The 20,631-nt window shown below is 42.9% G+C and carries 24 protein-coding genes and 1 tRNA gene; 18 read left to right on the top strand and 7 right to left on the bottom strand.

The genetic code is table 11. The annotated features are described in order from the left end of the window. The first annotated feature begins 30 nt into the window (after positions 1–30). From LKX84_RS14920 to LKX84_RS14910, 3 genes are all read left to right on the top strand, one after another. Positions 31–1,515, top strand: a complete 1,485-nt coding sequence (locus LKX84_RS14920; RefSeq protein WP_228237968.1) for a xylulokinase — start codon at positions 31–33, stop codon at positions 1,513–1,515. Between the two features lie 13 nt (positions 1,516–1,528). Then, positions 1,529–2,854, top strand: coding sequence for a xylose isomerase (xylA, locus tag LKX84_RS14915; protein WP_228237967.1), 1,326 nt, complete (start codon positions 1,529–1,531; stop codon positions 2,852–2,854). Between the two features lie 62 nt (positions 2,855–2,916). Next, a complete protein-coding gene (locus LKX84_RS14910; RefSeq protein WP_228237966.1) occupies positions 2,917–4,566 on the top strand; it encodes a solute:sodium symporter family transporter in 1,650 nt (549 codons plus the stop codon). A gap of 78 nt (positions 4,567–4,644) precedes the next feature. On the opposite strand, the gene LKX84_RS14905 is transcribed toward LKX84_RS14910, so the two are convergent. After that, on the bottom strand, positions 4,645–5,337 hold the full coding sequence (locus LKX84_RS14905; protein WP_228237965.1) for a LytR/AlgR family response regulator transcription factor: 693 nt from the start codon (positions 5,335–5,337) through the stop codon (positions 4,645–4,647). A 3-nt stretch (positions 5,338–5,340) separates the two neighbouring features. After that, positions 5,341–6,339: a sensor histidine kinase gene (locus LKX84_RS14900; protein ID WP_228237963.1), complete on the bottom strand. Its 999-nt coding sequence runs from the start codon at positions 6,337–6,339 to the stop codon at positions 5,341–5,343. Positions 6,340–6,634: 295 nt separating this feature from the next. Between LKX84_RS14900 and LKX84_RS14895 the strand changes: the two genes are divergently transcribed. The 5 genes from LKX84_RS14895 to LKX84_RS14875 all read left to right on the top strand — a co-directional run bounded on the left by LKX84_RS14895 (position 6,635) and on the right by LKX84_RS14875 (position 10,089). Beyond that, positions 6,635–7,195 carry a YceI family protein gene (locus LKX84_RS14895; RefSeq protein ID WP_228237961.1) on the top strand — a complete coding sequence of 187 codons (561 nt, stop codon included), beginning with the start codon at positions 6,635–6,637 and terminating at the stop codon, positions 7,193–7,195. Positions 7,196–7,219: 24 nt separating this feature from the next. After that, the gene (locus LKX84_RS14890; RefSeq protein ID WP_228237959.1) at positions 7,220–7,786 is read left to right on the top strand and encodes a PepSY domain-containing protein; all 567 of its coding nucleotides are present in this window, start codon (positions 7,220–7,222) and stop codon (positions 7,784–7,786) included. Positions 7,787–7,981: 195 nt separating this feature from the next. Beyond that, positions 7,982–8,509 (top strand): DinB family protein, encoded by a 528-nt coding sequence (locus LKX84_RS14885; RefSeq protein ID WP_228237957.1) that lies wholly within the window; start codon positions 7,982–7,984, stop codon positions 8,507–8,509. After that, positions 8,493–9,233: a DUF1080 domain-containing protein gene (locus LKX84_RS14880; protein WP_228237955.1), complete on the top strand. Its 741-nt coding sequence runs from the start codon at positions 8,493–8,495 to the stop codon at positions 9,231–9,233. Before LKX84_RS14885 ends, LKX84_RS14880 begins: the two co-directional genes overlap by 17 nt. After that, on the top strand, positions 9,226–10,089 hold the full coding sequence (locus tag LKX84_RS14875) for an alpha/beta fold hydrolase (protein ID WP_228237953.1): 864 nt from the start codon (positions 9,226–9,228) through the stop codon (positions 10,087–10,089). Before LKX84_RS14880 ends, LKX84_RS14875 begins: the two co-directional genes overlap by 8 nt. 43 nt (positions 10,090–10,132) lie before the next feature. Here the strand turns inward: LKX84_RS14875 and LKX84_RS14870 are convergent, their stop codons facing one another. The 4 genes from LKX84_RS14870 to rseP form a co-directional block, all read right to left on the bottom strand. Then, on the bottom strand, positions 10,133–10,609 hold the full coding sequence (locus LKX84_RS14870; RefSeq protein ID WP_228237951.1) for a cupin domain-containing protein: 477 nt from the start codon (positions 10,607–10,609) through the stop codon (positions 10,133–10,135). 136 nt (positions 10,610–10,745) lie between these two features. Further along, positions 10,746–10,819 (bottom strand) — tRNA-Asn (locus LKX84_RS14865). Positions 10,820–10,822: 3 nt separating this feature from the next. Beyond that, a complete protein-coding gene (locus tag LKX84_RS14860; protein ID WP_228237949.1) occupies positions 10,823–11,107 on the bottom strand; it encodes a GIY-YIG nuclease family protein in 285 nt (94 codons plus the stop codon). A gap of 133 nt (positions 11,108–11,240) precedes the next feature. Then, entirely contained in the window at positions 11,241–12,596 is a 1,356-nt protein-coding gene (rseP, locus tag LKX84_RS14855) for an RIP metalloprotease RseP (protein WP_228237947.1), read from the bottom strand. A gap of 150 nt (positions 12,597–12,746) precedes the next feature. On the opposite strand from rseP, the gene LKX84_RS14850 reads away from it, so the two are divergent. The 10 genes from LKX84_RS14850 (at position 12,747) to LKX84_RS14805 (ending at position 20,203) form a co-directional block, all read left to right on the top strand. Beyond that, positions 12,747–13,421, top strand: coding sequence for an SCO family protein (locus LKX84_RS14850; protein WP_228237945.1), 675 nt, complete (start codon positions 12,747–12,749; stop codon positions 13,419–13,421). An 86-nt stretch (positions 13,422–13,507) separates the two neighbouring features. Then, positions 13,508–13,750, top strand: coding sequence for a ferrous iron transport protein A (locus LKX84_RS14845; protein WP_228237941.1), 243 nt, complete (start codon positions 13,508–13,510; stop codon positions 13,748–13,750). Beyond that, positions 13,747–15,963 carry a ferrous iron transport protein B gene (gene feoB, locus LKX84_RS14840; protein ID WP_228237935.1) on the top strand — a complete coding sequence of 739 codons (2,217 nt, stop codon included), beginning with the start codon at positions 13,747–13,749 and terminating at the stop codon, positions 15,961–15,963. The genes LKX84_RS14845 and feoB overlap by 4 nt, the downstream gene beginning before the upstream one ends. Next, a complete protein-coding gene (locus LKX84_RS14835; protein ID WP_228237934.1) occupies positions 15,963–16,112 on the top strand; it encodes a hypothetical protein in 150 nt (49 codons plus the stop codon). Before feoB ends, LKX84_RS14835 begins: the two co-directional genes overlap by 1 nt. A 70-nt stretch (positions 16,113–16,182) precedes the next feature. Continuing rightward, the gene (locus tag LKX84_RS14830; protein WP_228237932.1) at positions 16,183–16,581 is read left to right on the top strand and encodes a Plug domain-containing protein; all 399 of its coding nucleotides are present in this window, start codon (positions 16,183–16,185) and stop codon (positions 16,579–16,581) included. Positions 16,582–16,720: 139 nt separating this feature from the next. Then, on the top strand, positions 16,721–17,245 hold the full coding sequence (locus tag LKX84_RS14825) for an RNA polymerase sigma factor (RefSeq protein WP_228237931.1): 525 nt from the start codon (positions 16,721–16,723) through the stop codon (positions 17,243–17,245). Positions 17,246–17,247: 2 nt separating this feature from the next. Then, the gene (locus tag LKX84_RS14820; RefSeq protein ID WP_228237929.1) at positions 17,248–18,039 is read left to right on the top strand and encodes a HEAT repeat domain-containing protein; all 792 of its coding nucleotides are present in this window, start codon (positions 17,248–17,250) and stop codon (positions 18,037–18,039) included. A 19-nt stretch (positions 18,040–18,058) separates the two neighbouring features. Next, positions 18,059–18,811 carry a DUF4097 family beta strand repeat-containing protein gene (locus LKX84_RS14815; protein ID WP_228237928.1) on the top strand — a complete coding sequence of 251 codons (753 nt, stop codon included), beginning with the start codon at positions 18,059–18,061 and terminating at the stop codon, positions 18,809–18,811. Between the two features lie 33 nt (positions 18,812–18,844). Continuing rightward, positions 18,845–19,555, top strand: a complete 711-nt coding sequence (locus tag LKX84_RS14810; RefSeq protein ID WP_228237927.1) for a hypothetical protein — start codon at positions 18,845–18,847, stop codon at positions 19,553–19,555. A 45-nt stretch (positions 19,556–19,600) separates the two neighbouring features. Continuing rightward, positions 19,601–20,203, top strand: coding sequence for a hypothetical protein (locus LKX84_RS14805; RefSeq protein WP_228237926.1), 603 nt, complete (start codon positions 19,601–19,603; stop codon positions 20,201–20,203). Positions 20,204–20,236: 33 nt separating this feature from the next. Here LKX84_RS14805 and LKX84_RS14800 read toward each other — a convergent pair whose 3' ends face one another. Then, positions 20,237–20,629, bottom strand: coding sequence for a DUF423 domain-containing protein (locus LKX84_RS14800; RefSeq protein WP_228237925.1), 393 nt, complete (start codon positions 20,627–20,629; stop codon positions 20,237–20,239). Between the last annotated feature and the right edge of the window lie 2 nt (positions 20,630–20,631).

Raw genomic sequence — 20,631 nt, 5'->3', positions numbered from 1 at the left:
TATTTTCATTGAAGAATTCCACTTCAATTTATGTATTGGATAGGTTACGATATTGGCAGTTCCTCCATAAAAGCTGCACTGGTTCATGCCGAAGATGGCAGCGTTGTCGCCATTGCACAACAACCCAAACAGGAAATGCCCATTGATTCGCCCCAAAAGGGTTGGGCAGAACAAGACCCCGATTTTTGGTGGAAGCATGCATGCAATGCCACTCAGGAATTGATCACCAAGCATCATATCGATAAAAAACAAATCAAGGGAATTGGGATTTCCTATCAAATGCACGGTTTAGTGGTGGTAGACAAAGACTTGAAACCACTGCGACCATCCATCATTTGGTGCGATAGTAGGGCGGTGGAAACCGGGGAAGCGCTTTTCAACAAAGTGGGTCAGCAAAAGTGCGTACAGCATTTATTGAATTCCCCCAGCAATTTTACCCTTTCCAAGTTGAAATGGGTCAAGGACCATGAGCCCGAACTTTTTAAAAGCATCTATAAGTTCGTGTTGCCCGGGGATTATATCGCCTTAAAACTTTCCGGGAAATGTGTGACCACGCCTTCTGGCCTTTCCGAAGGGATCCTGTGGGATTTTAAGGAAAATGCATTGGCTACCTGGCTTCTGGAAGAAGCAGGAATCGACCCTTCCTTGGTTTCTGAAATTCGTCCCTCTTTTTCAGAACAAGGAACCGTAAGCAAACGGGGCGCTATGGAATCCGGGTTACCAGAAGGTATCCCTATCATGTACCGGGCTGGTGACCAACCGAACAATGCCCTTTCGTTAAATGTAATGCTACCTGGAGAAATTGCGGCCACAGGCGGCACTTCGGGAGTGGTCTACGCCATTTCGGACCATGAACAGACGCATGAGCATACCCGAATCAACAGTTTTGCCCATACCAACCATACGGCCGATCAACCCCGAATTGGCAAGTTACTCTGCATCAACGGAACGGGGATCCAATACAGTTGGATCAAGAACGAGCTAACCCAAGGACTTTCCTACCATGACATGAACCTAAAAGCCGAATCGGTGCCTATCGGGTCAAACGGACTTCAAATCATTCCCTTTGGGAATGGGGCCGAGCGCATGTTGGAAAACAAGGATAAAGGATCACGCATTCTGAATCTCAATTTCAATATCCATAAGGCTCCCCATCTATTCAGGGCGGCACTGGAAGGCATTGCCTTTTCCTTTGTGTATGGTATGGAAATTTTAAAGAACGATGGGGTACATATCACTTCCATCAAAGCTGGGAGCGACAACCTTTTCCAGGCCAACATTTTTGCCAAGACCATTGCCTCACTCACTAAGAGCGAAATCAATATTGTAGAAACTACGGGTGCAGTGGGAGCGGCCCGAGCGGCAGCTTTGGCGTTTGGTGATTTTAAAAACATGACCGAGGCCACGGCTTCGGATGCCATACAACAAACCTTTTCCCCAGATACCTCATCAACTGCATATAAAGAGGCCTATCAAAAATGGAAAAAGGAACTCAACAACTATTTGCACAACTGAACAAATCCATATTATGATCACAACAGGAGACAAGGAATTTTTTAAGGGGATCCCAAAAATTCCGTTTGAAGGAAAAGGATCGGACAATCCACTTGCCTTTAAATACTATGACGAAAACAAAATGGTGGACGGCAAATCGATGAAGGACCATTTTCGGTTCGCTATCGCATACTGGCATACCTTCACAGGAGTCGGTGCCGATCCCTTCGGGGCACCTACCCAATCTTTCCCCTGGTTAACGAGTTCGGACCCGATCCAACAGGCGAAGGATAAGATGGATGCCGCGTTTGAGTTCATCACCAAAATTGGCGCTCCATACTTTTGCTTCCATGATTTTGATCTGATCGCAGAAGGAAGTACTCTTGCGGAATCGGAAAAGCGATTGGATCTCATCACCGATTACGCCCAAGCAAAAATGAAGGCAAGCGGGGTAAAACTCCTTTGGGGAACAGCCAATTGCTTTAGCAACCCCCGTTATATGAACGGTGCAGCTACCAATCCCGATTTTGATGTGGTGGCCTTTGCCGGGGCCCAGATCAAGAATGCTTTGGATGCCACCATCAAACTTGGGGGCGAAAATTATGTGTTTTGGGGTGGTCGTGAAGGCTATATGTCGTTGTTGAACACGGATATGGGCAGAGAGTTGGACCATATGGCCCGTTTTCTTCATATGGCGAAAGACTATGCCCGCAAACAAGGTTTCAAGGGAACCTTCTTCATTGAACCGAAACCCATGGAACCTTCCAAACACCAATATGATTTTGATGCAGCCACAGTTTTGGGCTTTTTGACTAAGTATGATCTTTTAGGTGATTTTAAACTCAACATTGAAGTGAACCACGCCACTTTGGCCCAACACACTTTTGAACATGAATTGCAGGTCGCTGCCGATAATGGCCTTTTGGGAAGTATCGATGCTAATCGGGGAGATTACCAGAATGGGTGGGACACCGACCAATTCCCCGTGGATGTGTATGAACTGACCCAAGCCATGTTGGTGATCCTTCAAGCGGGAGGTTTTCAGGGCGGTGGCATCAATTTTGATGCGAAGATCAGAAGGAACTCCACAGATCTGGAAGATATTTTCTATGCCCATATTGGGGGAATGGATGCGTTTTCAAGAGCATTGCTTGCAGCTCACAGTATTTTGGAAAATTCAGACTATCTTAGCAGAAGAAGAGACCGTTATACCTCTTTTGACTCTGGTACCGGAAAGGCCTTTGAAGAAGGAAAACTTACTTTAGAGGATCTTTATACGCATGCCAATGCTCATCAGAACATTCAAAAGCGGAGTGGTCAACAGGAGTTGTTTGAGAACATCATCAACCAATTTATATAATTAACAAAACAAACTAATCCATTTGGCTCTCAACCAATGGCCAAACAATCAAATTTTACTAAATGGCACTTATTTCATTTTTGGGATTTACGCTCTTGGTAGCATTCATATCCTGGTGGTCCGTTCGCAAAACGGATGAAACATCATCTGATGGTTATTTTTTGGGCGGAAGAAGCCTAACGGCAGGCGTGATTGCCGGCTCATTGCTCTTGACCAACCTTTCTACGGAACAAATCGTAGGGCTGAACGGTAGCGCTTACAAGGATGGTCTATCCGTTATGGCATGGGAAACTCTGGCCGCGTTGGCCATTGTGGTCACAGCCATGTTCTTGCTTCCACGTTATTTGAAGGGTGGACTTACCACCGTTCCCCAATTTTTGGCAAAAAGGTTCGACACTACGACAAAAACCATTACTTCAGGATTGTTCCTCACGGGTTATGTGGTGGTATTACTTCCTGTGATTCTTTATTCAGGATCTGTGGCCATTAGTGGCATGTTCGATGTGCCTAAAGTACTCGGGGTATCCGATTCCACAGCATTGGTCATCTGTATTTGGGGTATCGGGATCGTAGGTTCCATTTATGCCGTTTTCGGTGGATTGAAGGCAGTAGCCGTTTCAGATAGTATCAACGCAATCGGACTTATCATTGGCGGTTTACTGATTCCTGTTTTTGGGTTGATGGCCATTGGCGACGGAAGTGTTCTGGGAGGATTGGACACCTTGATGTCCGCAAATCCTGAACGTTTTGATTCCACAGGAAATCCGGGTCAAGAAGTACCCTTTGCCACGATTTTTACCGGGATGATGCTGGTACAATTGTTCTATTGGGGAACCAACCAACAGATCATTCAAAGGGGCTTGGGTGCTAAAAACTTGGCCGAAGGTCAAAAAGGACTCTTGTTGGCCGCTTTCTTGAAGATTTTAGGACCCATCATCCTGGTTTTACCTGGAATGATCGCCTATTACTATTTTGAAGGTGGTTTGGCCAGTAGCGACCTTGCGTATCCTGAATTGGTGCGTGCCGTATTGCCTAAACCGTTAATGGGCTTTTTTGCCGCAGTATTGTTTGGGGCCATTTTGAGTTCTTTCAATAGTGTATTGAACAGTTCTGTAACCTTGTTCGGAATTGATATCTACAAGCAGCACATCAACAAAGAAGCATCAGAAATGACCATAGTAAAGTATGGGAAGATCTTTGGTATCTGTTTGGCCTTGGCGGCGATGTTCATTGCACCGCTCATTGCCAATGCTGGAAGTCTTTTCAATTATCTTCAGGAAATCAACGGTATTTATAGCATCCCGATCTTTACCATCATCGTCATCGGATATTTGACCAAAAGAGTGCCCGCTATTGCGGCCAAAATCGGTATTCTTTCCGGTTCCATTCTGTATATCATCAGTCAATTTATAGTGGGCCCAAGAATGGTAGCAAGTGCATTGGCAGAGGCCAAGGCCAACGGTATTACCGACCCACAAGAGTTGCATATGGTAGAAGCAGGAGCTTATCCCCACTACCTGCACGTAATGGCTATACTCTTCATTACCAATATCATCATCATGTTGATCATTGGTAAAATTTACCCAAGGAAAGAACCTTTCACACTGGAGTATACCAAACAGGTATCCATTGAGCCTTGGAAGCACGTGAAATTGGCCAGTGCTTTCATTTGTGTGGTAGTAATCGCCATCTATGTCTACTTTGCTAAGTAAAGAAGCGGAAAACATTTCCATATAAATCGAAAAGGCCCGGAACAACATCCCGGGCCTTTTCTTTTTTAGGTTGGTCAATTATTGTAATACGCTTTTTAGAAAGTGGTCCTTGTACGCACGTCCCAAAGGAATTTTTGCGCCGTTGGTGAGCAATACCTGGTTCCCCGAAATGCGATCTATTTTTTGGGTGTTGATGATATGCGATTTGTGTACCTGGAAAAACTGGTTCACGGGAAGTACATCCAACCAATGTCGCAAGGGCTCGTTGGATAATATTTTTTTGTTCTTCAAATGGATTTCGGTATAATCGGAATCCGAAGAAATGGTATAAATATCACGGATTGAAACCTTGATATGCTCATGGCTAGATTTGACGTAAATCTCGCTAACCTGAGACACATCATTCTTAGGTGTTAGGTGTTCCTGTTTCAAACTGACCTTGTTCACGGCCTGTAAAAACCGTTGAAAAGAAAAAGGTTTTAGAAGATAATCTACCACATTAAGGTCGTACCCTTCCAGGGCATATTCGGAAAAAGCGGTAGTGAGGACCACATGGGGTGCCTCTGGAATGCTTTTTAAAAAATCGAGACCATTGATCTTAGGTAAATGAATGTCGAGAAACATGAGGTCCACGGGTTCAGCCTTCAAGAATTCCATGGCTTGCAAACCGTCTGAAAAAACGCCAACCAGCTCCAAGTTGGGCACATCTTGGATGAACTTTTTTAAAATACGCTGTGCAGGCGGCTGATCTTCAACGATAATGCATCTCATACTTTATGCTTTTTCCAGTTCAAGCCTTAAATAAACATCGTAGGTGTTGGCGGATTCCTTTATTTCGAGTTTGTGCTTCTTCGGATATAAAATCTCCAAACGTTTACGCACGTTCTGAAGCCCGATTCCTTTGGCAACTGTATCCAAACTAGCCATCACTTCAAAATTGTTCTTACAGTGGAACTCCAGTACATCGTTCTCTACTTTAATGGAAACATCTATCTTAATATCCGAAGACTGGCCCGATTGACTATGCTTAAAAGCATTCTCAATAAATACGATCAAGATCAACGGGGCAATTTTATAATCCTCTTCAATTTCATTCACTTCAAACTGAACAACACCCCTATCCTCTATCTGCAACTTGTACAACCGGATAAAGTTCCCCAATTGTTCCAGCTCCTTCTTTAAAGGTACAAACTGTTCCTTGGATTCGTACAACATGTAGCGCAAAACCCCGCTCATCTCCAAAATGATCTCTGGGGTCTTGGGTGAATTCTGTAAGGCGTATGAATACAGATTGTTCAAGTTGTTGAACAAAAAATGGGGATTGATCTGACTTCGTAAAAACTGGATCTCGCTTTCCTGGATGGCCGTTTCCAATTCATCAATCTGTGCCTGTTTTTGAAGGGCGTCCCAACCAAATTTACATCCCGATAGAATGAACATGACCGGCAACAGTCCCAAAAGGGAGATGTATATTCCCGGAAAATTATCACCTCTTTTGGTACCAGGGTACATGAGGGGCTCCAAAATCAATTCCTCTATGGAAATTACGGTAGCCACAATGATGGCAAATCCAAGGAAAAATTGCCAATATTTCTTTCTGTACAAAAATTTGGGCATGAGGTAATAGGTAACAACCACGGTGGCGCCACTGTAATACAAAAGAAAAAGTGCCTTATCAAAGCTAATGGTCTCCTCATTTCTATCAAACGAGAAAAATAGGAGCACGATGATGTGCAATACAATTTGGAAAAGAAGCTCCTTTCTAGAAATCAATACTTTGCATTTAAATAAAGGTCAAATCTAGGGATAAAACGCATCTGCCAAAAAACAGATTTCCAAACAACCATATTTGCCCCCTGAACGACATTTTAACCTACTTTGTACAACCCTCTGGTTGATTGGAGGTTAACCTTTGTCGTTTGCAGAAAATAGTTGTTCGGTATCCAAAACATTACCCATCTTTGGCCTCCCCTCTATTCTGGCATAGAGATGGGGACATTTTGTAATTTTTGGTTTACTTTACAGGCTAAAATTTAAAGAAACTCTACAAACACAAAAAATCAAGAAAATGAAAAAAACACTATTTGCCATTGCCTTGTTGACCGGTCTGGTCGCTTCGGCTCAATCGACCTGGAAATCTGATAAATCGCATTCCAAAATTGGATTCGCCATTACCCACTTGATGATCTCTGAAGTAGAGGGAAGTTTTGGTGATTTTGATATTACCGCCACCGCTAGCGATTCTTTTGAAAATGCCGAATTCAGCGTGGAAATCCAAACCGCCAGCATTGATACCGATAACGAAAGACGTGACGGCCATTTAAAAAGCGCCGATTTCTTCGATGCCGAAAAATTTCCTGCCATCAGCTTTAAAAGCACGGGGTATTCCAAAACAGGTGACAAGACCTTTACCTTGACCGGTGACTTGACCATGCACGGGGTAACCAAACCTATAACCTTGGAAGGAAAAGTAAACGGAATCATTACCGATCAACGTAGCAATAAATTAAAAGCTGGCCTTAAGTTGACAGGAACCATAAACAGACTTGAATTTGGAGTTGGTGGAGACACCCCAACTTTGGGCGATGATGTGGAAATGACCATCAACCTTGAAATGGCTCAACAATAATTATCTAGATCAAGAGAATTAACCATGAAGAAGGGAAGGCCCATACCTCCCTTCTTCTTTATTTTACAGCAACCAATTACCATGGGAAGAAAATCAGAGAATACGTTTAGGGAATTTCACCGTTACTTGGGATTCTTTTTGGCCGGGATTATGGCAGTTTATGCGATAAGCGGCATTGTACTTACGTTCCGTAGCACGGACTTCTTAAAAAGTGAATACGAGGTAAACACCACATTGGAACCCAATCTTGAAGGGGAAGCCTTGGGCGCAGCCTTGCGCAAAAGAGCCTTTAAAGCAGACAAGATTGAGGGCGACCTAGTTTATTTTGATGGAGGAACCTACAACCAGAAAACCGGTGAGGCCTCCTATACAGAGAAGCGTTTGCCCATGATCTTGGAAAACATGAACAAACTCCACAAAATGCACACGGGCAACCCGTTGTTCTGGTTGGGCATTTTCTTCGGAATTGCGTTGCTTTTCTTTTCGGTATCGGCATTTTTTATGTTCAAACCCAATGCCCCCATTTATAAAAAGGGACTCTATTTTGCAGTAGCAGGTTTTCTATTGACCATCGTATTGCTCCTTGTATAACGATAAGTAGTTCCCCACGAAACTGAAAAAGCCACCCTCAAAAGGTGGCTTTTTATTTTTAGAATGGATGGAAAAATAAATCAACATTAATTTTTCATCTATTTTGTAAGGAACCATCACCCATCATCGACTTTAACGAAGTGGGTATGATAAACACATTCACAACTGGACACTATCAAACTAAATAATTCACTAATGAAAACAAACAACATTCTTCTTGCAATGGCCTTCATGGTTATGGCCATCACTAACATCAATGCCCAAAACCTATCCGATATGATAGCGGATTGGGAACGCGCCAAAGCCTATACCTTAGAGTATATGGAGACCATGCCCGATGATAAGTTCGACTTTAAGGCAACCCCTGAGGTACGTTCCTTTGCGCAGCAATTGTTACACATTACCGATGCCAATTATGGGTTCATGGCTGCGATTACAGGCACTGAAAGTCCAGTAGGCTTTGGGGAATCTGAAAAGACCATGGACACATCAAAAGCAAATGTGATCGAATTGGTTAATGCCGGATACGATTATGTCATTACCGGATTGAAAAACTTGTCCGAAGACCAATTGAGTGAATCGGTCAACCTTTTTGGACAGTTTGAGATGACCAAGGCGAAGGCATTGGACAAAATGTTCGAGCACCAGACTCACCACAGGGGGCAGGCCACCATTTATTTGAGGTTGGCCGGGGTTAAACCGCCCAATGAAAAGCTTTTCTGAGGCATTGTACCTTAGCAGAATGAAAATTGTTTATGTGCTGTTCTTCTCCTTGGTGGGCTGTGTTTTTATGGCCCAAGGGCAACAGTTACATTATCAAGGGCAACGATTTCAGTTCAGCCACGTGTTATCGGATATCGTTGCCCTAAATGGCGAACAGGTTCTTAGGGTGCAGCGCGACATGCAAAATTTCCCTACCAATCCAAACAATATGCTTTCAACGGTAGACGAGCCTACATTTTTGAAACTGGTTGGTGATGATTTTATCAATGGCATTATTGAAGTCAAGGTGCTAAGCAGATTAACGGCTGAGGCTCCTGAATTTGCACGTGGTTTTTTGGGATTGGCCTTTAGGATATCAAAAGACAATTCCCAGTTCGAATCGTTCTACATTCGTCCGACCAACGGACGTGCAGAAGATCAGTTGCGAAGAAACCATGCCATCCAGTATTTCTCATATCCTGATTATAAATTTGCCCGACTTCGCAAGGATTTCCCTGGGCAATACGAGTCATATGCCGATATGGGCCTTGATGAATGGATTACCATGAAAATAGTGGTGAATGGTGCCATCGCCAAACTATATTTAAATGGAAATGTGCAACCATCCCTCATTGTTAACGACCTCAAGCTTGGGGCGCAACAAACGGGCGGGATTGGTCTTTGGGTAGAGGTAGGAACCGAAGGTTTTTTCAAGGATCTTAAAATAGTACACAAAAATGAATAAGAAAATATTCGCCCTTTTTGCTCTGTTGGCAACATTGTCCATATCAGGGATGGCCCAGAATGGAATGCGACATTTCATGCAAGCAGAACCTTCACCAAATGGAGCGATCCCTTATGGAAACAACACGGCTATCGGACAATATGCACAAGCAGGGGATGCCAAAATCTACTTTGAAGTTTATGGCGAGGGAAAACCCTTTGTTATCCTGCATGGAGGTGGTTTAGGTTCCCTATACGAAATGGGGAGGTTCATTGACAGCTTGAAACAAGATTACAGGGTAATCGCCATTTCCACAAGAGGGCACGGGCGTTCTGAAATCGGGCATTCACCCATTACTTATGAACAAAAAGCGAACGATGTAATGGCTGCCATCAATACGGTAACCCGTGACAGCGCTACCGTTCTCGGTTTTAGTGACGGTGCTTACGCCGCTTACAAAGTGGCAAGCTTGTATCCTTCAAGGGTTAAAAAGCTTATCGCCATTGGTGCAGGGGAACAGGTACCTGGACTGCGAAAGGTTATTTTGGACACCCAGATGCTCAATGCCGACCCCCTGTACAAAGCACAGCAGTTGGCACTCATGCCAGAACCTGATCGCTTACAGGAATTTTGGACCAATTTGGCCCACTTTTATAATGAAATGACAGCCAGCAAGGAACTGTTCAACAGTATTCAATGTCCTGTACTGCTCTTGGCCGGGGAACGTGACGGTAATGCTCCCATGGCAACGGTCATGGCTGCTTATCAAATGATTCCCAACTGTCAACTTGGAATTGTTCCGAATGCGGGCCATGTGGTTTTCCTTGAAAACTTTGATGCTGTCTGGGCCAATTTGAAACCCTTTTTGGAACAATAATCATCAAAAAACGAAAAAGCCTCCAAAATTGGGGGCTTTTTCATTAATTTTTCTTTAGTTTCTCCGCTACCTGATCGTAGTATTCTTGGGTAAGCACTTCGGTCCAAACAGTGGGTTCGGTTCCCCCATAAATGGCCAAATAGGTTACATTGCTTTCTTTTGTTGCGGTATGCCAATGCTCCACTTCTTTTTCACATTTGATCACATCCCCGGTCTTAAGGATAATGGGGGCTTTTCCTCTTTCCTGATAATACCCCTCACCTTCAACAATGATGAGTACTTGTGGGGTGGGATGTTTGTGCCAGTCCAAGGTTGAATTGGCCCTAAAAGTTGCTTTGGTAATGTTATAATCCAGATCGGCATCGGCAAGGAGTATGGGGTTTAACCATGCTTCACCAATATAATGGGTGTTGGGCGCTTTTACGCCTTCAATCTTATAGCTGGTAATGGTATACTCCGAGGTTTGGGAAAACCCTAGAAAGGGAGCTACAGCTAACACCAGTAATACAACATGTTTCATGGTATTCTTTTTCAGTAAGGTAGGGAAAAAAGCGTCGTTTGGGATAGTAAATATTTGGTCTGAACTAGGATAAACGTTCAACCATAACCATGTAAAAACAAAAAGAGCCACACTTTCGTGCAGCTCTTCATTTTTGCTCCCCCTCTTGGGCTCGAACCAAGGACCCTCTGATTAACAGTCAGATGCTCTAACCAACTGAGCTAAGGAGGAATGTCAATTATATTTTTTTATCAGCTTTGAAACTATTTCGGGATATTTCTTCAAATCCTCGATATACTTTCGGCTCTTCATTTTCTTTATGTGAGATTCAATTTTCCTGGCCAATTCCCTTGAACCACATTCTATTACCAGAAAAATTTCCCAATCATCACTACCTGAGGTAAAACTGTTCTTAAAAAATCTATTGTTATGCTGGGATATTCTATTTGGAATATCAACTGACTCTCCAATATAATATTTGTCCAATTTTACAGAGTAAATAACATAAACCGAACTCAAAACTTGTAAAGAACTTTTATTTCCTGCTCTAACCTCCCGATAGCTATCGGGATGAGCTAAGGAGGAATTTTACCTTAAGCGGGTGCAAATATAGCAGATTCTTTATTATACCACAAACAAAAAAATCGCTTTTCTATTTAAAAAGCCATTTGTAAAGATCGTTTCCATTGGCAAACAGCAACAAAGCGATCAATAAAAAGAAGCCTACCATCTGCGCATACTCCAAAAATTTATCACTTGGCTTGCGCCCCGTGATCATTTCGTATAATAAGAACATCACATGCCCCCCATCCAAAGCGGGTATCGGCAATATGTTCATGAATGCCAAAATAATGGATATAAAAGCCGTTGTGGCCCAAAAGGCTGGCCAGTTCCAAGAATCGGGGAACATGCCACCAATGGCAGCAAAGCCTCCCACACCTTTATAGGCTCCAGTTTCTGGATTGAAGATTTTTTTCAACTGCTTCATGTAGCTTGACAGGGTAGATACTCCTTTGTTGATTCCTGCCGGAATCGCCTCCAAAAAGGAATATTTTTGGGTCTCTATCCTGAATACTCCTTTGTTCTGAAAATCTTCCATAGTGATTGCCGCAGTTTCCAAGCCCAATTTGGCATCCTTGCTTACTTGGGCAATCACATGATGCTCCATACCGTCTTCCCTTTTTACAAGCACATCAACTTCTTTTCCCTTATTGCTGTCCAATATGGTCATCACCTGATCGCGATACTTGGCAGGCGAACCGTTAATGTTGATAAACTCGTCTTTAGATCTAAAGCCTGCATTTTTATTATGGGAAGTATCCGGAACCTGGTTTACGATAAAGGGCACCCTAAAACTCAAAAACTGGATCTTATCTTCATCTTCCAATAAGGTTGAAATAAAATCAACCGGAATTTCCTTTTCAATTCGTTGACCATCTCTTTCCAAAGTAATGGTGTTGCCATTGATCAATTCGGCAAAAACACTTCTGAAGGTTTTAAGTTCATTCCCATCAACTGCAATGATCTTGTCTCCGGTCTGGATCCCTATTTCGTCACCGATGGATTTTTCGGTTACCCAAACCCCATCCTTTAAGCTGTCCATGGGGATGTATTCGTCTCCATAGGAATAGGCCATACCAATATAGATGACCACTGCCAAAATAAAGTTTACAGTTACCCCACCAACCATGATGATCAAGCGTTGCCAGGCCGGTTTGCTTCGGAACTCCCAAGGTTTGGGCTCTTCCTTCATCTGTTCGGTGTCCATGCTCTCATCGATCATCCCGGAGATTTTCACATAACCTCCCAACGGCAACCAACCGATACCATAAACCGTTTCGCCTATCTTCTTTTTAAAAAGGGCAAACTTCACATCAAAAAAGAGAAAGAATTTTTCGACCCTCGTCTTAAAGATCTTGGCAGGTATAAAATGCCCCAACTCGTGCAAAACAATAAGCAGGGAAAGGCTTAGAAAGAATTGTATGGTCTTTATTAATATAGGGGTCATCAGTCAGTATTTGTTAAAACGCACAAAAGTAACCTTTTAGGTAGTGATAAAAAAACCTTGGTTTTGTCCATACATCGATTTAAGAAAGATTTAGGAACAAAAGTTGAGTTTTATCATGGCGAATCATAGCTTGGGCCGTAATTTTGCACCATGGGTTCCTTTTTTGCAAAATACAAATTGTTCGGGTTGGTGTTCTTGGGTCTCTCGGCCATCATCATTTACCTATTTTACAACGCCTTACAGCCCGAAAATGTGCTGCCCATTTACCAACCCAACATGGTGGACCAATCCCTTGTGGACAGTACTCTTTTCTATAAAAAGAAATACCACACCATTTCTGATTTTGCCTTGTTGAACCAAAACGGGGACACCATTACCCAAGAAAATTACAAGGATAAAATTTACGTTGCGGATTTCTTTTTTACCACCTGCCCCACTATTTGCCCCATCATGACCAAGAACATGGCCGAAATTCAAGATGCCATTTTAGATGACCCAAACATCATGCTGCTCTCGCATTCAGTTACCCCGGTGATCGATTCCGTACCCCAATTGAAAAAATATGCTTTGGAAAAGGGCGTAGTGGATAGTAAATGGAATTTGGTGACCGGTGATAAGAAACAGATCTATGAACTGGCCCGTAAATCGTACTTGGCCGTGAAGACCGATGGCGATGGTGGTCCCTATGACATGATCCATACTGAAAACTTCATTTTGGTTGACAAGGAGAAAAGGATACGTGGCTTTTATGATGGCACCAATAGGGAGGAAATCAGCAAATTACTGGAAGACATCAAAACTCTTGAAGCCAGTTATGAGGACTAACGGAAAACCTTAAGAGGAATGATGACCGATTATTTATCATTTTTACTTATTTTTGCCCTTAATTATATTCAATCTAAATAAGCTTAGTGGCTACTGTTGCAGACCTCACCCAAGGCCAAAAGGGAATCATCAAGGATTTTGAGGAACATGTTCTTCCCATAAAATTGTTGGAACTCGGTTGCCTCCCCGGAAACAGCATAGAGCTGATCCAGGTGGCCCCTTTGAACGACCCCATTTACATCAACCTTAGTGGGAGCCACATTGCCATAAGACGATCACTGGCCGAACTCATAGAGCTGGATATCATTGACGAAAACCAACCCCTATGAGCAAGAATATCAACGTTGCCCTGATCGGTAATCCCAATACCGGAAAAACCTCCGTTTTCAACCAACTTACCGGGCTCAAACAAAAGGTGGGCAACTATCCAGGTATCACTGTAGAAAAAAAAGAAGGAATTTGTAAGCTGCCAAGGGGGGTGAAGGCCCATATTCTCGATCTTCCAGGCACGTATAGCCTTAACACTACTTCTTTGGATGAAAGTCTGGTGGTGGAACTTCTGCTAAATAAAAACGATAAAGATTACCCTGATGTAGCCGTGGTGATTAGCGATGTGGAAAATCTGAAACGAAACCTGTTCCTTTTCACCCAGATCAAAGACCTAAAAATTCCGACCATTTTGGTCATCAATATGGCCGATCGCATGTCCAGAAAAGGGATTTCCTTGGATATAGAAGCCATGGAAAAAAAACTGGACACCAAAATAGCCTTGGTCAGCACCCGAAAAGGTGAAGGCATAGAACGAGTAAAGGAACTCATCGCCGATTATAAAAACCTGTCCTCCGCACCCAATGTGGACACCAAAAGGATTTCTCCCGAATATTTTGAAAGGCTTCAAAAAACCTTCCCTAACGAAGATCTTTACAAGCTTTGGCTGGTAATTACCCAAGATGTGAACTTTATGCCCATCGAAAAGAAACGCATTCAGGACACCACATCATTTGCCACCAAATCCAAGGAAGAACTTAAAAAATTACAGCACAAGGAAACCGTTCTCCGGTACCAGTTCATCAACAACACTTTGAAGGAGACCTACAAAGTAGATTTCTTGGCAGCAAAAGGATTGCGGGGATCTTTGGACAAAATCTTGACGCACAAAATTTTCGGGTACCTCATTTTCTTTGCCATTCTCTTGCTCATCTTCCAGACCATTTTTGAATGGAGTTCCTACCCCATGGATTTCATTGACGAGCAATTTGCCATGGCGGCCGAATGGATTAAAACTACCCTTCCTCCCGGAGTTTTGACGGACCTTTTGGCTGAAGGGATCATTGCAGGAATCGGTGGTATCGTGATCTTTATACCCCAAATTGCCTTTTTGTTCCTGTTCATTTCACTACTGGAAGAATCAGGATATATGAGCAGGGTGGTTTTCTTGATGGACCGATTGATGCGCCCCTTTGGACTTAGTGGAAAAAGTGTAGTGCCCTTAATCTCGGGGAATGCCTGTGCCATTCCAGCCATTATGGCCACCCGTACCATTGAAAATTGGAAAGAGAGATTGATCACCATTTTGGTGACACCGTTTACCACTTGTTCCGCACGGTTGCCCGTTTATCTTATATTGATTGCCTTGGTAATTCCGGAAGGAAGCATTCTCGGATTGAGTTATCAGGCACTTACCCTAATGCTTTTGTACCTCATCGGATTTGGCATGGCCATTTTCTCGGCGATGATCTTGAACAAGATTTTACAGATCAAGAGTAGGTCCCTTTTTATGGTGGAGATGCCAACCTATAGGCTTCCGCTTCTAAAAAATGTGGCCTATACCGTTTTGGAAAAGACCAAGAGTTTTGTTTTTGGGGCAGGTAAAATCATTTTGGCTATCTCCATTGTACTCTGGTTTTTGGGCTCCAACGGCTATTCGGAAGATTTCAAGAATGCCGAGCAGATTGTGAACGACCGAATCGAAAAGGAAGGCTTGAGCACGTATAGCAAAAACTACATCCAGAACAATATAGATGCTTACCGTGAAAGTGCTTTGGAAGATGGGGTTGCCGCTAACATTATTCAGGATTCCATACAATCCATGACCCACGAACTTAGGGATAGGGCCGAAGCCCAGGAAATTGCCAGTTATAAATTGGAACACTCCTATATTGGCCAAGCCGGAAAAGCTTTTGAACCAGTTGTAAAACCGTTGGGGTACGATTGGAAAATTGGCATAGCCGTACTTACTTCCTTTGCGGCACGTGAAGTATTTGTAGGTACGTTGGCCACCATTTACAGTGTGGGAAGTGATGAGGAGGAAACTATCAAAACCCGTATGGCAGCCGAACTTGACTCTTCAGGCAAACCGTTGTTCAACTTGGCATCTGGAATATCTTTAATGTTGTTCTATGCCTTTGCCATGCAATGTATGAGCACCTTGGCCATTGTAAAACGGGAAACCAATTCCTGGAAATGGCCTTTGTTGCAATTAGGCTTCATGAGTGTTTTTGCCTACCTTGTAGCATTGCTCGCTTATCAAATCCTGATCTAATGGAATCGGTGCAGAACATATTGGTTTATGTGATCGTGGCCGCGGCCGTTGCCTATTTGGTCTACAAATTCCTGCTGCCAAAATCTCTGATTCCAGGGCGTAAAAAAAATTCCAAGGATTGTGGCGATGGCAATTGTGGTTGCCATTAGGAAATCTTACCTCTTATTTTAGCCCGATTTTCAATAAAAATGAATAGATTGTAGTGTTCAATCTTTTCCTATGAAAACCCTTATTCGTTTTAGTTCTGTTTTGGCAATGTTTGTTGTGATGGCTTGTGGATCTTCCAAATCTTCTGAATACAATAAATTGGCCGCACAACAAATAAAGGAAAAGAACAATCAAAATATTCCTTTGATCGATAGGGTCAGGCGCTTGTCCGGCATCACCATGAGAAATGGCATTCCCTACTTTATGAAGGCAGCCAACCAGGTCAGTGGAACGGCCACGGAACCCCTTTATATCCTCAATGGCTATACCGTGGGCAATTCCTTCTATTCGGTAAATCAATTGGTAGAAAGTGTAAACATTAAGAAAATTGAAGCCCTCACTGGATCTGACGCTGCCGAATATGGTTCAAGGGGCGCAAGTGGGGTCATAAAAATTACCACCTACCAATAACAACTCACCTTAGGATTTTCAAAGGGAAAGTACCTATTTCCAAATCTACCTGACATCAACCTTTAATTTTTTTTACTGGTGATGTAACCTTTTACATTTTCCTGACTATATATAGTAAACGCCAACTAAAAAACATCTTTTGGAAGCGCTTTCAGATGAAATGATCATGCAAAAAGTGTCCGAGGGCAACTTAGACTTGCTCAGGCTACTCTTTGATAGACACCACAAACATGTGTTCAATTTTCTGTTCAAAATGACAGGGGATCGCATGTTGAGTGAAGATCTTACCCAGGATGTTTTTTACAAATTGATCAAGTATAGAAGTTCATACCAATTGGGGTCGTTCAAGTCTTGGCTGTTCACCATTGCCAGAAACAGTTTAAAGACACATTTTACCAGACACCACAAAACGTTTGAGGATATTGAGGTTTTGGCGTACCAATCGGCGGAAGAAGTAAATGACATGACCGAAAACAATGCCCATTTACAAAATGCATTGAACCGATTGTCCCCGGAAGACCGTGAACTTATTTTCTTGAACCGCTATCAGGAAATACGCTATGATGACTTGGCGGAAATGATGGGCAGCACCCCAGGTGCGATCAAGACCAAGGTCTGCCGCATATTAAAAAAATTGAAGGAAATCTATTTAGAAACGATATAACCATGGAAAACAAACACATCTCAGATCTGATCCCCGAATATTTAGATGGCTCCTTGGATAACAAAACCGTAAAGATCATTGAGGAGCATCTAGCAAATTGTACCCAATGCCAACAGGAAGTCAACGAAACGAAAACCCTTTTCACCGCCTTTAAGAGCGATGTGGTTGAAGTTCCTTCGGAACGGTTGCGATCCAGTTTTGAAGAAGCTTTGCAATCTGAAAAAGCAACTTTGGGCAAAGTCGTTCCCTTGTCCTCCGAAAAGAAAAATCATCATTGGGCGAACTCCGTACTGAAAGTTGCAGCCAGTATTGCCTTGTTGGTCGCTTCCTTTCAAATGGGAGGTGTTTTCCAACGGAAAAAAATTGATCAACAATTGGCGGAACTGCAAGACGAGAACCTCAATATGAAACAGACTGCCATGCTTTCCCTCATGGAAAACCAATCGGCCAGTAAACGGATACAGGGTGTGGCCTATATTGACGAGTTCGAGAATCCGGATGAATCCATCATTCAGGCATTAGGGAACAGGTTGCTCCATGACGATAACGACAACGTTCGGTTGACCGCATTCGAGGCCCTTTCCAAATACACTTCTTCGGAAACCGTAAAAAATGTGCTCATTGAAGCCTTGGAGAAAGAAAAAAATCCAAGCATACAGGTAGCCATTATCCAAGCGCTGGTGCTCATCCAAGAGAAAAAAGCAGCGGAACCCATGAAGAAATTGTTGGAAAATGAAGATACCCAGCCCTTCATCAAAGAACAGATCAAAGCAGTATTACCAAGTTTAACATAAATATCAAAAAACGAAAATCATGAGAAAATTCACCATTATCCTAGTCGCACTATTTGCCAGTGCGGTTGCCCAGGCCCAAGCCGATTATACCAAATCGTTGAGTGGCATCCAGTGGGTAAAAATCGAGTCCAAAGCGGACGTAATTGTAAAAACGCACAGTTCCAATGAACTGTTGATCAAATCCGGTCCATCCGTTGAAACCCCGGAAAGGGCTAAAGGACTCAAATTGGTGGGCGAAGGCGGCACCGATAATACCGATGTAGGTTTTTCGGTTATTCAGGATGGCAGTACGCTTATCGTTTATAACTTAAGGAAATCCGGTGATGCCGAAATCTATCTCCCAAAAAACCAAAACGTTTCCGTGAAGAGCACTTGGAACGGGGATATTGAAATTGACGGTTTCGCAGGCGAAATTGAGGCAGATGCCCAATTGAACGGTAGCGTAAGGGTCACCAACGTAAACGGTCCGGTTACTGCCAATACCCTCAACGGGGAACTGAATGTGACCTTCGGAACGGTGAAACAAGATTCACCCATTTCCCTCTACTCTACCAATGGCGCAGTTGATGTGTCCTTGCCCGGCAACACGCCTGCCAATCTATCCCTAAGCACGTTGAACGGAAATGTGTACACCGATTTCGATGTAAAAGCGGAAGAAAAGAACGGGATGCGATCCCTTTTGGGAAGGAATATCAAATCTACCATCAATGGCGGAGGGGTCAGCTTTTCCATGAAATCCACCAACGGAAACATGTATCTCAGAAAAAAATAATCACAATCCAAAACATCAAAAAAACGAACAGTCATGAAAAATTTCATTTTAGCCTTGATAGGGCTTTACACCCTATCCTTGAGCGCCCAAAAAGTCATTGAAAAGAATTTTAACTATTCTGGCCAATTTATTGATCTCGATGTAAAATTCGCATCCAACATTGAAGTGAAAACATGGGACAAATCCACCGTTTATTTCAAGGCAGACCTTACCACGGAAGACGGTAAATATCTAGACCTGTATAAATTGGAAATCGAGGAAGGTTCCAATACCATCAGCATCACTTCGGAACCCAAAGCCTTGTTCAAAGCCTTTCATGATGAATGGAACAAAAACCATCCTGATGAAGAAAACCGGTATTATTTTACCAAGGAAACCTACAAGTTCAACTATGTGCTCTATGTACCCAAAAATGCTTCGTTTAAGGTCAGTAGCATTAACGGAAAATTAAAATCCGAAGTTATTGAAGGCAATTTTACCGCCGAATTGATCAACGGGGATATCGACATTAAAAAGTACAATGGCGATATGGACCTTCAGACCATCAATGGAGCGATCGACCTGGTAATGAAAGATACCCAAATGGTGGCCGAAACCTTGAACGGGAACATTTATGCGGATGAAAAAATGAACCTTACGGTATCCAAGCGTCATGTAGGGCAAAAAGTGGAGGGTAGTTTTGGCAACGCCTCCCACCGAATGAAATTGAATACGATCAACGGTAATGTTTATCTTAGGTTGTAGATAAATGCTGAAAACGGCAAATTGTCCTTGCCAAAAAACCCAATTATGAATAAACTGTTATTGATTTTAGTACTTCTCCCCCTCTTCGCATCCGGTCAATCAAAATTGGATGGTGCAATTCAAATGAAAACGGAATACGGTTCAACCAACCAAGAAATCCAGGACATTTTATCCTTCGAGGGAATAGATTACTATCATGTACAGTTTATTGGGGAAGCGCTAAAGGGCAAACATGTAAGCATCATCGCCAAAAAATTATGGGATGGGGAAATTACCGAAATCGACACCATTGTGAATACGGCCAAAATAACGGGAATGCCCCCAATCAGTTCCGATACCTTAAAATTTAAGATCACTGGAAAAAAATTCACCCAAGATCAACTCAAGGTGTTTTTCAGGTTTGAACGCTTCGGAAATAACAGGATGTATGAGGCTATGGATACCTTCGATTATTCGCTTAGGGATATCGGAACCCAAATAGATATTGAAATAGGCAAACCCTTTCCAGCATTCGCCTACATTTTACCCTATGAAAAAGATGGCTGGAAAATGTGGTGCGCGGTGGACAGCAGTGGCAAAGACGTGGAAAGTTGGGGCAAGGAATTTGGGTTGAAACATTATCTGATTTTTGAGATGCTTTTTGAATAACCAAGGGAACATTCATGTTGAAGACCGAAGGCTCTAAATCAAATTGGAAACAAAGGAATAAAGCAATAGGGCCCAACCGACAACCAAAAGCAATCCCCCAATTGGGGTAACCGGACCCAAAAACCGAAGTTTTTCCCCTTTGGCTGCGCTCAAACAAAGAGCGTAAATACTGAAGGAAAACAAGAGGGTACCAAAAATGAAACAATTGACCATGGCCGAATCCAAAGGCCTATCGAAACTTAGATTAAAACCAAGTACCAAAAGCACTAAGGCGTGGTACATCTGATACTTGACCCCTGTCTCAAAACTATGTAAGAGTTCGGGGGTCAATTTCTTTTTAAGGGCATGTGCTCCGAAGGCACCAAAAATAACAGCTAAAAGTCCATAAAGGGCTCCCATTAGCTGCGCCATGAACAATGTTCCCATCT

Source organism: Allomuricauda sp. M10 (assembly GCF_020782875.1).
In the GTDB taxonomy this organism is placed as follows: domain Bacteria; phylum Bacteroidota; class Bacteroidia; order Flavobacteriales; family Flavobacteriaceae; genus Flagellimonas.
The sequence above is the reverse complement of the archived record's forward strand: the minus strand, read 5'-3'. Positions and strand labels throughout refer to the sequence as shown.

What these genes read in the sequence shown, in the direction of transcription:
- LKX84_RS14920 (WP_228237968.1), top strand. Translation starts at nt 31, where the DNA reads ATGTATTGGATAGGTTACGATATTGGCAGTTCCTCCATAAAAGCTGCA.
- xylA (WP_228237967.1), top strand. Translation starts at nt 1,529, where the DNA reads ATGATCACAACAGGAGACAAGGAATTTTTTAAGGGGATCCCAAAAATT.
- LKX84_RS14910 (WP_228237966.1), top strand. Translation starts at nt 2,917, where the DNA reads ATGGCACTTATTTCATTTTTGGGATTTACGCTCTTGGTAGCATTCATA.
- LKX84_RS14905 (WP_228237965.1), bottom strand. Translation starts at nt 5,337, where the DNA reads ATGAGATGCATTATCGTTGAAGATCAGCCGCCTGCACAGCGTATTTTA.
- LKX84_RS14895 (WP_228237961.1), top strand. Translation starts at nt 6,635, where the DNA reads ATGAAAAAAACACTATTTGCCATTGCCTTGTTGACCGGTCTGGTCGCT.
- LKX84_RS14890 (WP_228237959.1), top strand. Translation starts at nt 7,220, where the DNA reads ATGAAGAAGGGAAGGCCCATACCTCCCTTCTTCTTTATTTTACAGCAA.
- LKX84_RS14885 (WP_228237957.1), top strand. Translation starts at nt 7,982, where the DNA reads ATGAAAACAAACAACATTCTTCTTGCAATGGCCTTCATGGTTATGGCC.
- LKX84_RS14880 (WP_228237955.1), top strand. Translation starts at nt 8,493, where the DNA reads ATGAAAAGCTTTTCTGAGGCATTGTACCTTAGCAGAATGAAAATTGTT.
- LKX84_RS14875 (WP_228237953.1), top strand. Translation starts at nt 9,226, where the DNA reads ATGAATAAGAAAATATTCGCCCTTTTTGCTCTGTTGGCAACATTGTCC.
- LKX84_RS14870 (WP_228237951.1), bottom strand. Translation starts at nt 10,609, where the DNA reads ATGAAACATGTTGTATTACTGGTGTTAGCTGTAGCTCCCTTTCTAGGG.
- rseP (WP_228237947.1), bottom strand. Translation starts at nt 12,596, where the DNA reads ATGACCCCTATATTAATAAAGACCATACAATTCTTTCTAAGCCTTTCC.
- LKX84_RS14850 (WP_228237945.1), top strand. Translation starts at nt 12,747, where the DNA reads ATGGGTTCCTTTTTTGCAAAATACAAATTGTTCGGGTTGGTGTTCTTG.
- feoB (WP_228237935.1), top strand. Translation starts at nt 13,747, where the DNA reads ATGAGCAAGAATATCAACGTTGCCCTGATCGGTAATCCCAATACCGGA.
- LKX84_RS14835 (WP_228237934.1), top strand. Translation starts at nt 15,963, where the DNA reads ATGGAATCGGTGCAGAACATATTGGTTTATGTGATCGTGGCCGCGGCC.
- LKX84_RS14830 (WP_228237932.1), top strand. Translation starts at nt 16,183, where the DNA reads ATGAAAACCCTTATTCGTTTTAGTTCTGTTTTGGCAATGTTTGTTGTG.
- LKX84_RS14820 (WP_228237929.1), top strand. Translation starts at nt 17,248, where the DNA reads ATGGAAAACAAACACATCTCAGATCTGATCCCCGAATATTTAGATGGC.
- LKX84_RS14815 (WP_228237928.1), top strand. Translation starts at nt 18,059, where the DNA reads ATGAGAAAATTCACCATTATCCTAGTCGCACTATTTGCCAGTGCGGTT.
- LKX84_RS14810 (WP_228237927.1), top strand. Translation starts at nt 18,845, where the DNA reads ATGAAAAATTTCATTTTAGCCTTGATAGGGCTTTACACCCTATCCTTG.
- LKX84_RS14805 (WP_228237926.1), top strand. Translation starts at nt 19,601, where the DNA reads ATGAATAAACTGTTATTGATTTTAGTACTTCTCCCCCTCTTCGCATCC.
- LKX84_RS14800 (WP_228237925.1), bottom strand. Translation starts at nt 20,629, where the DNA reads ATGGGAACATTGTTCATGGCGCAGCTAATGGGAGCCCTTTATGGACTT.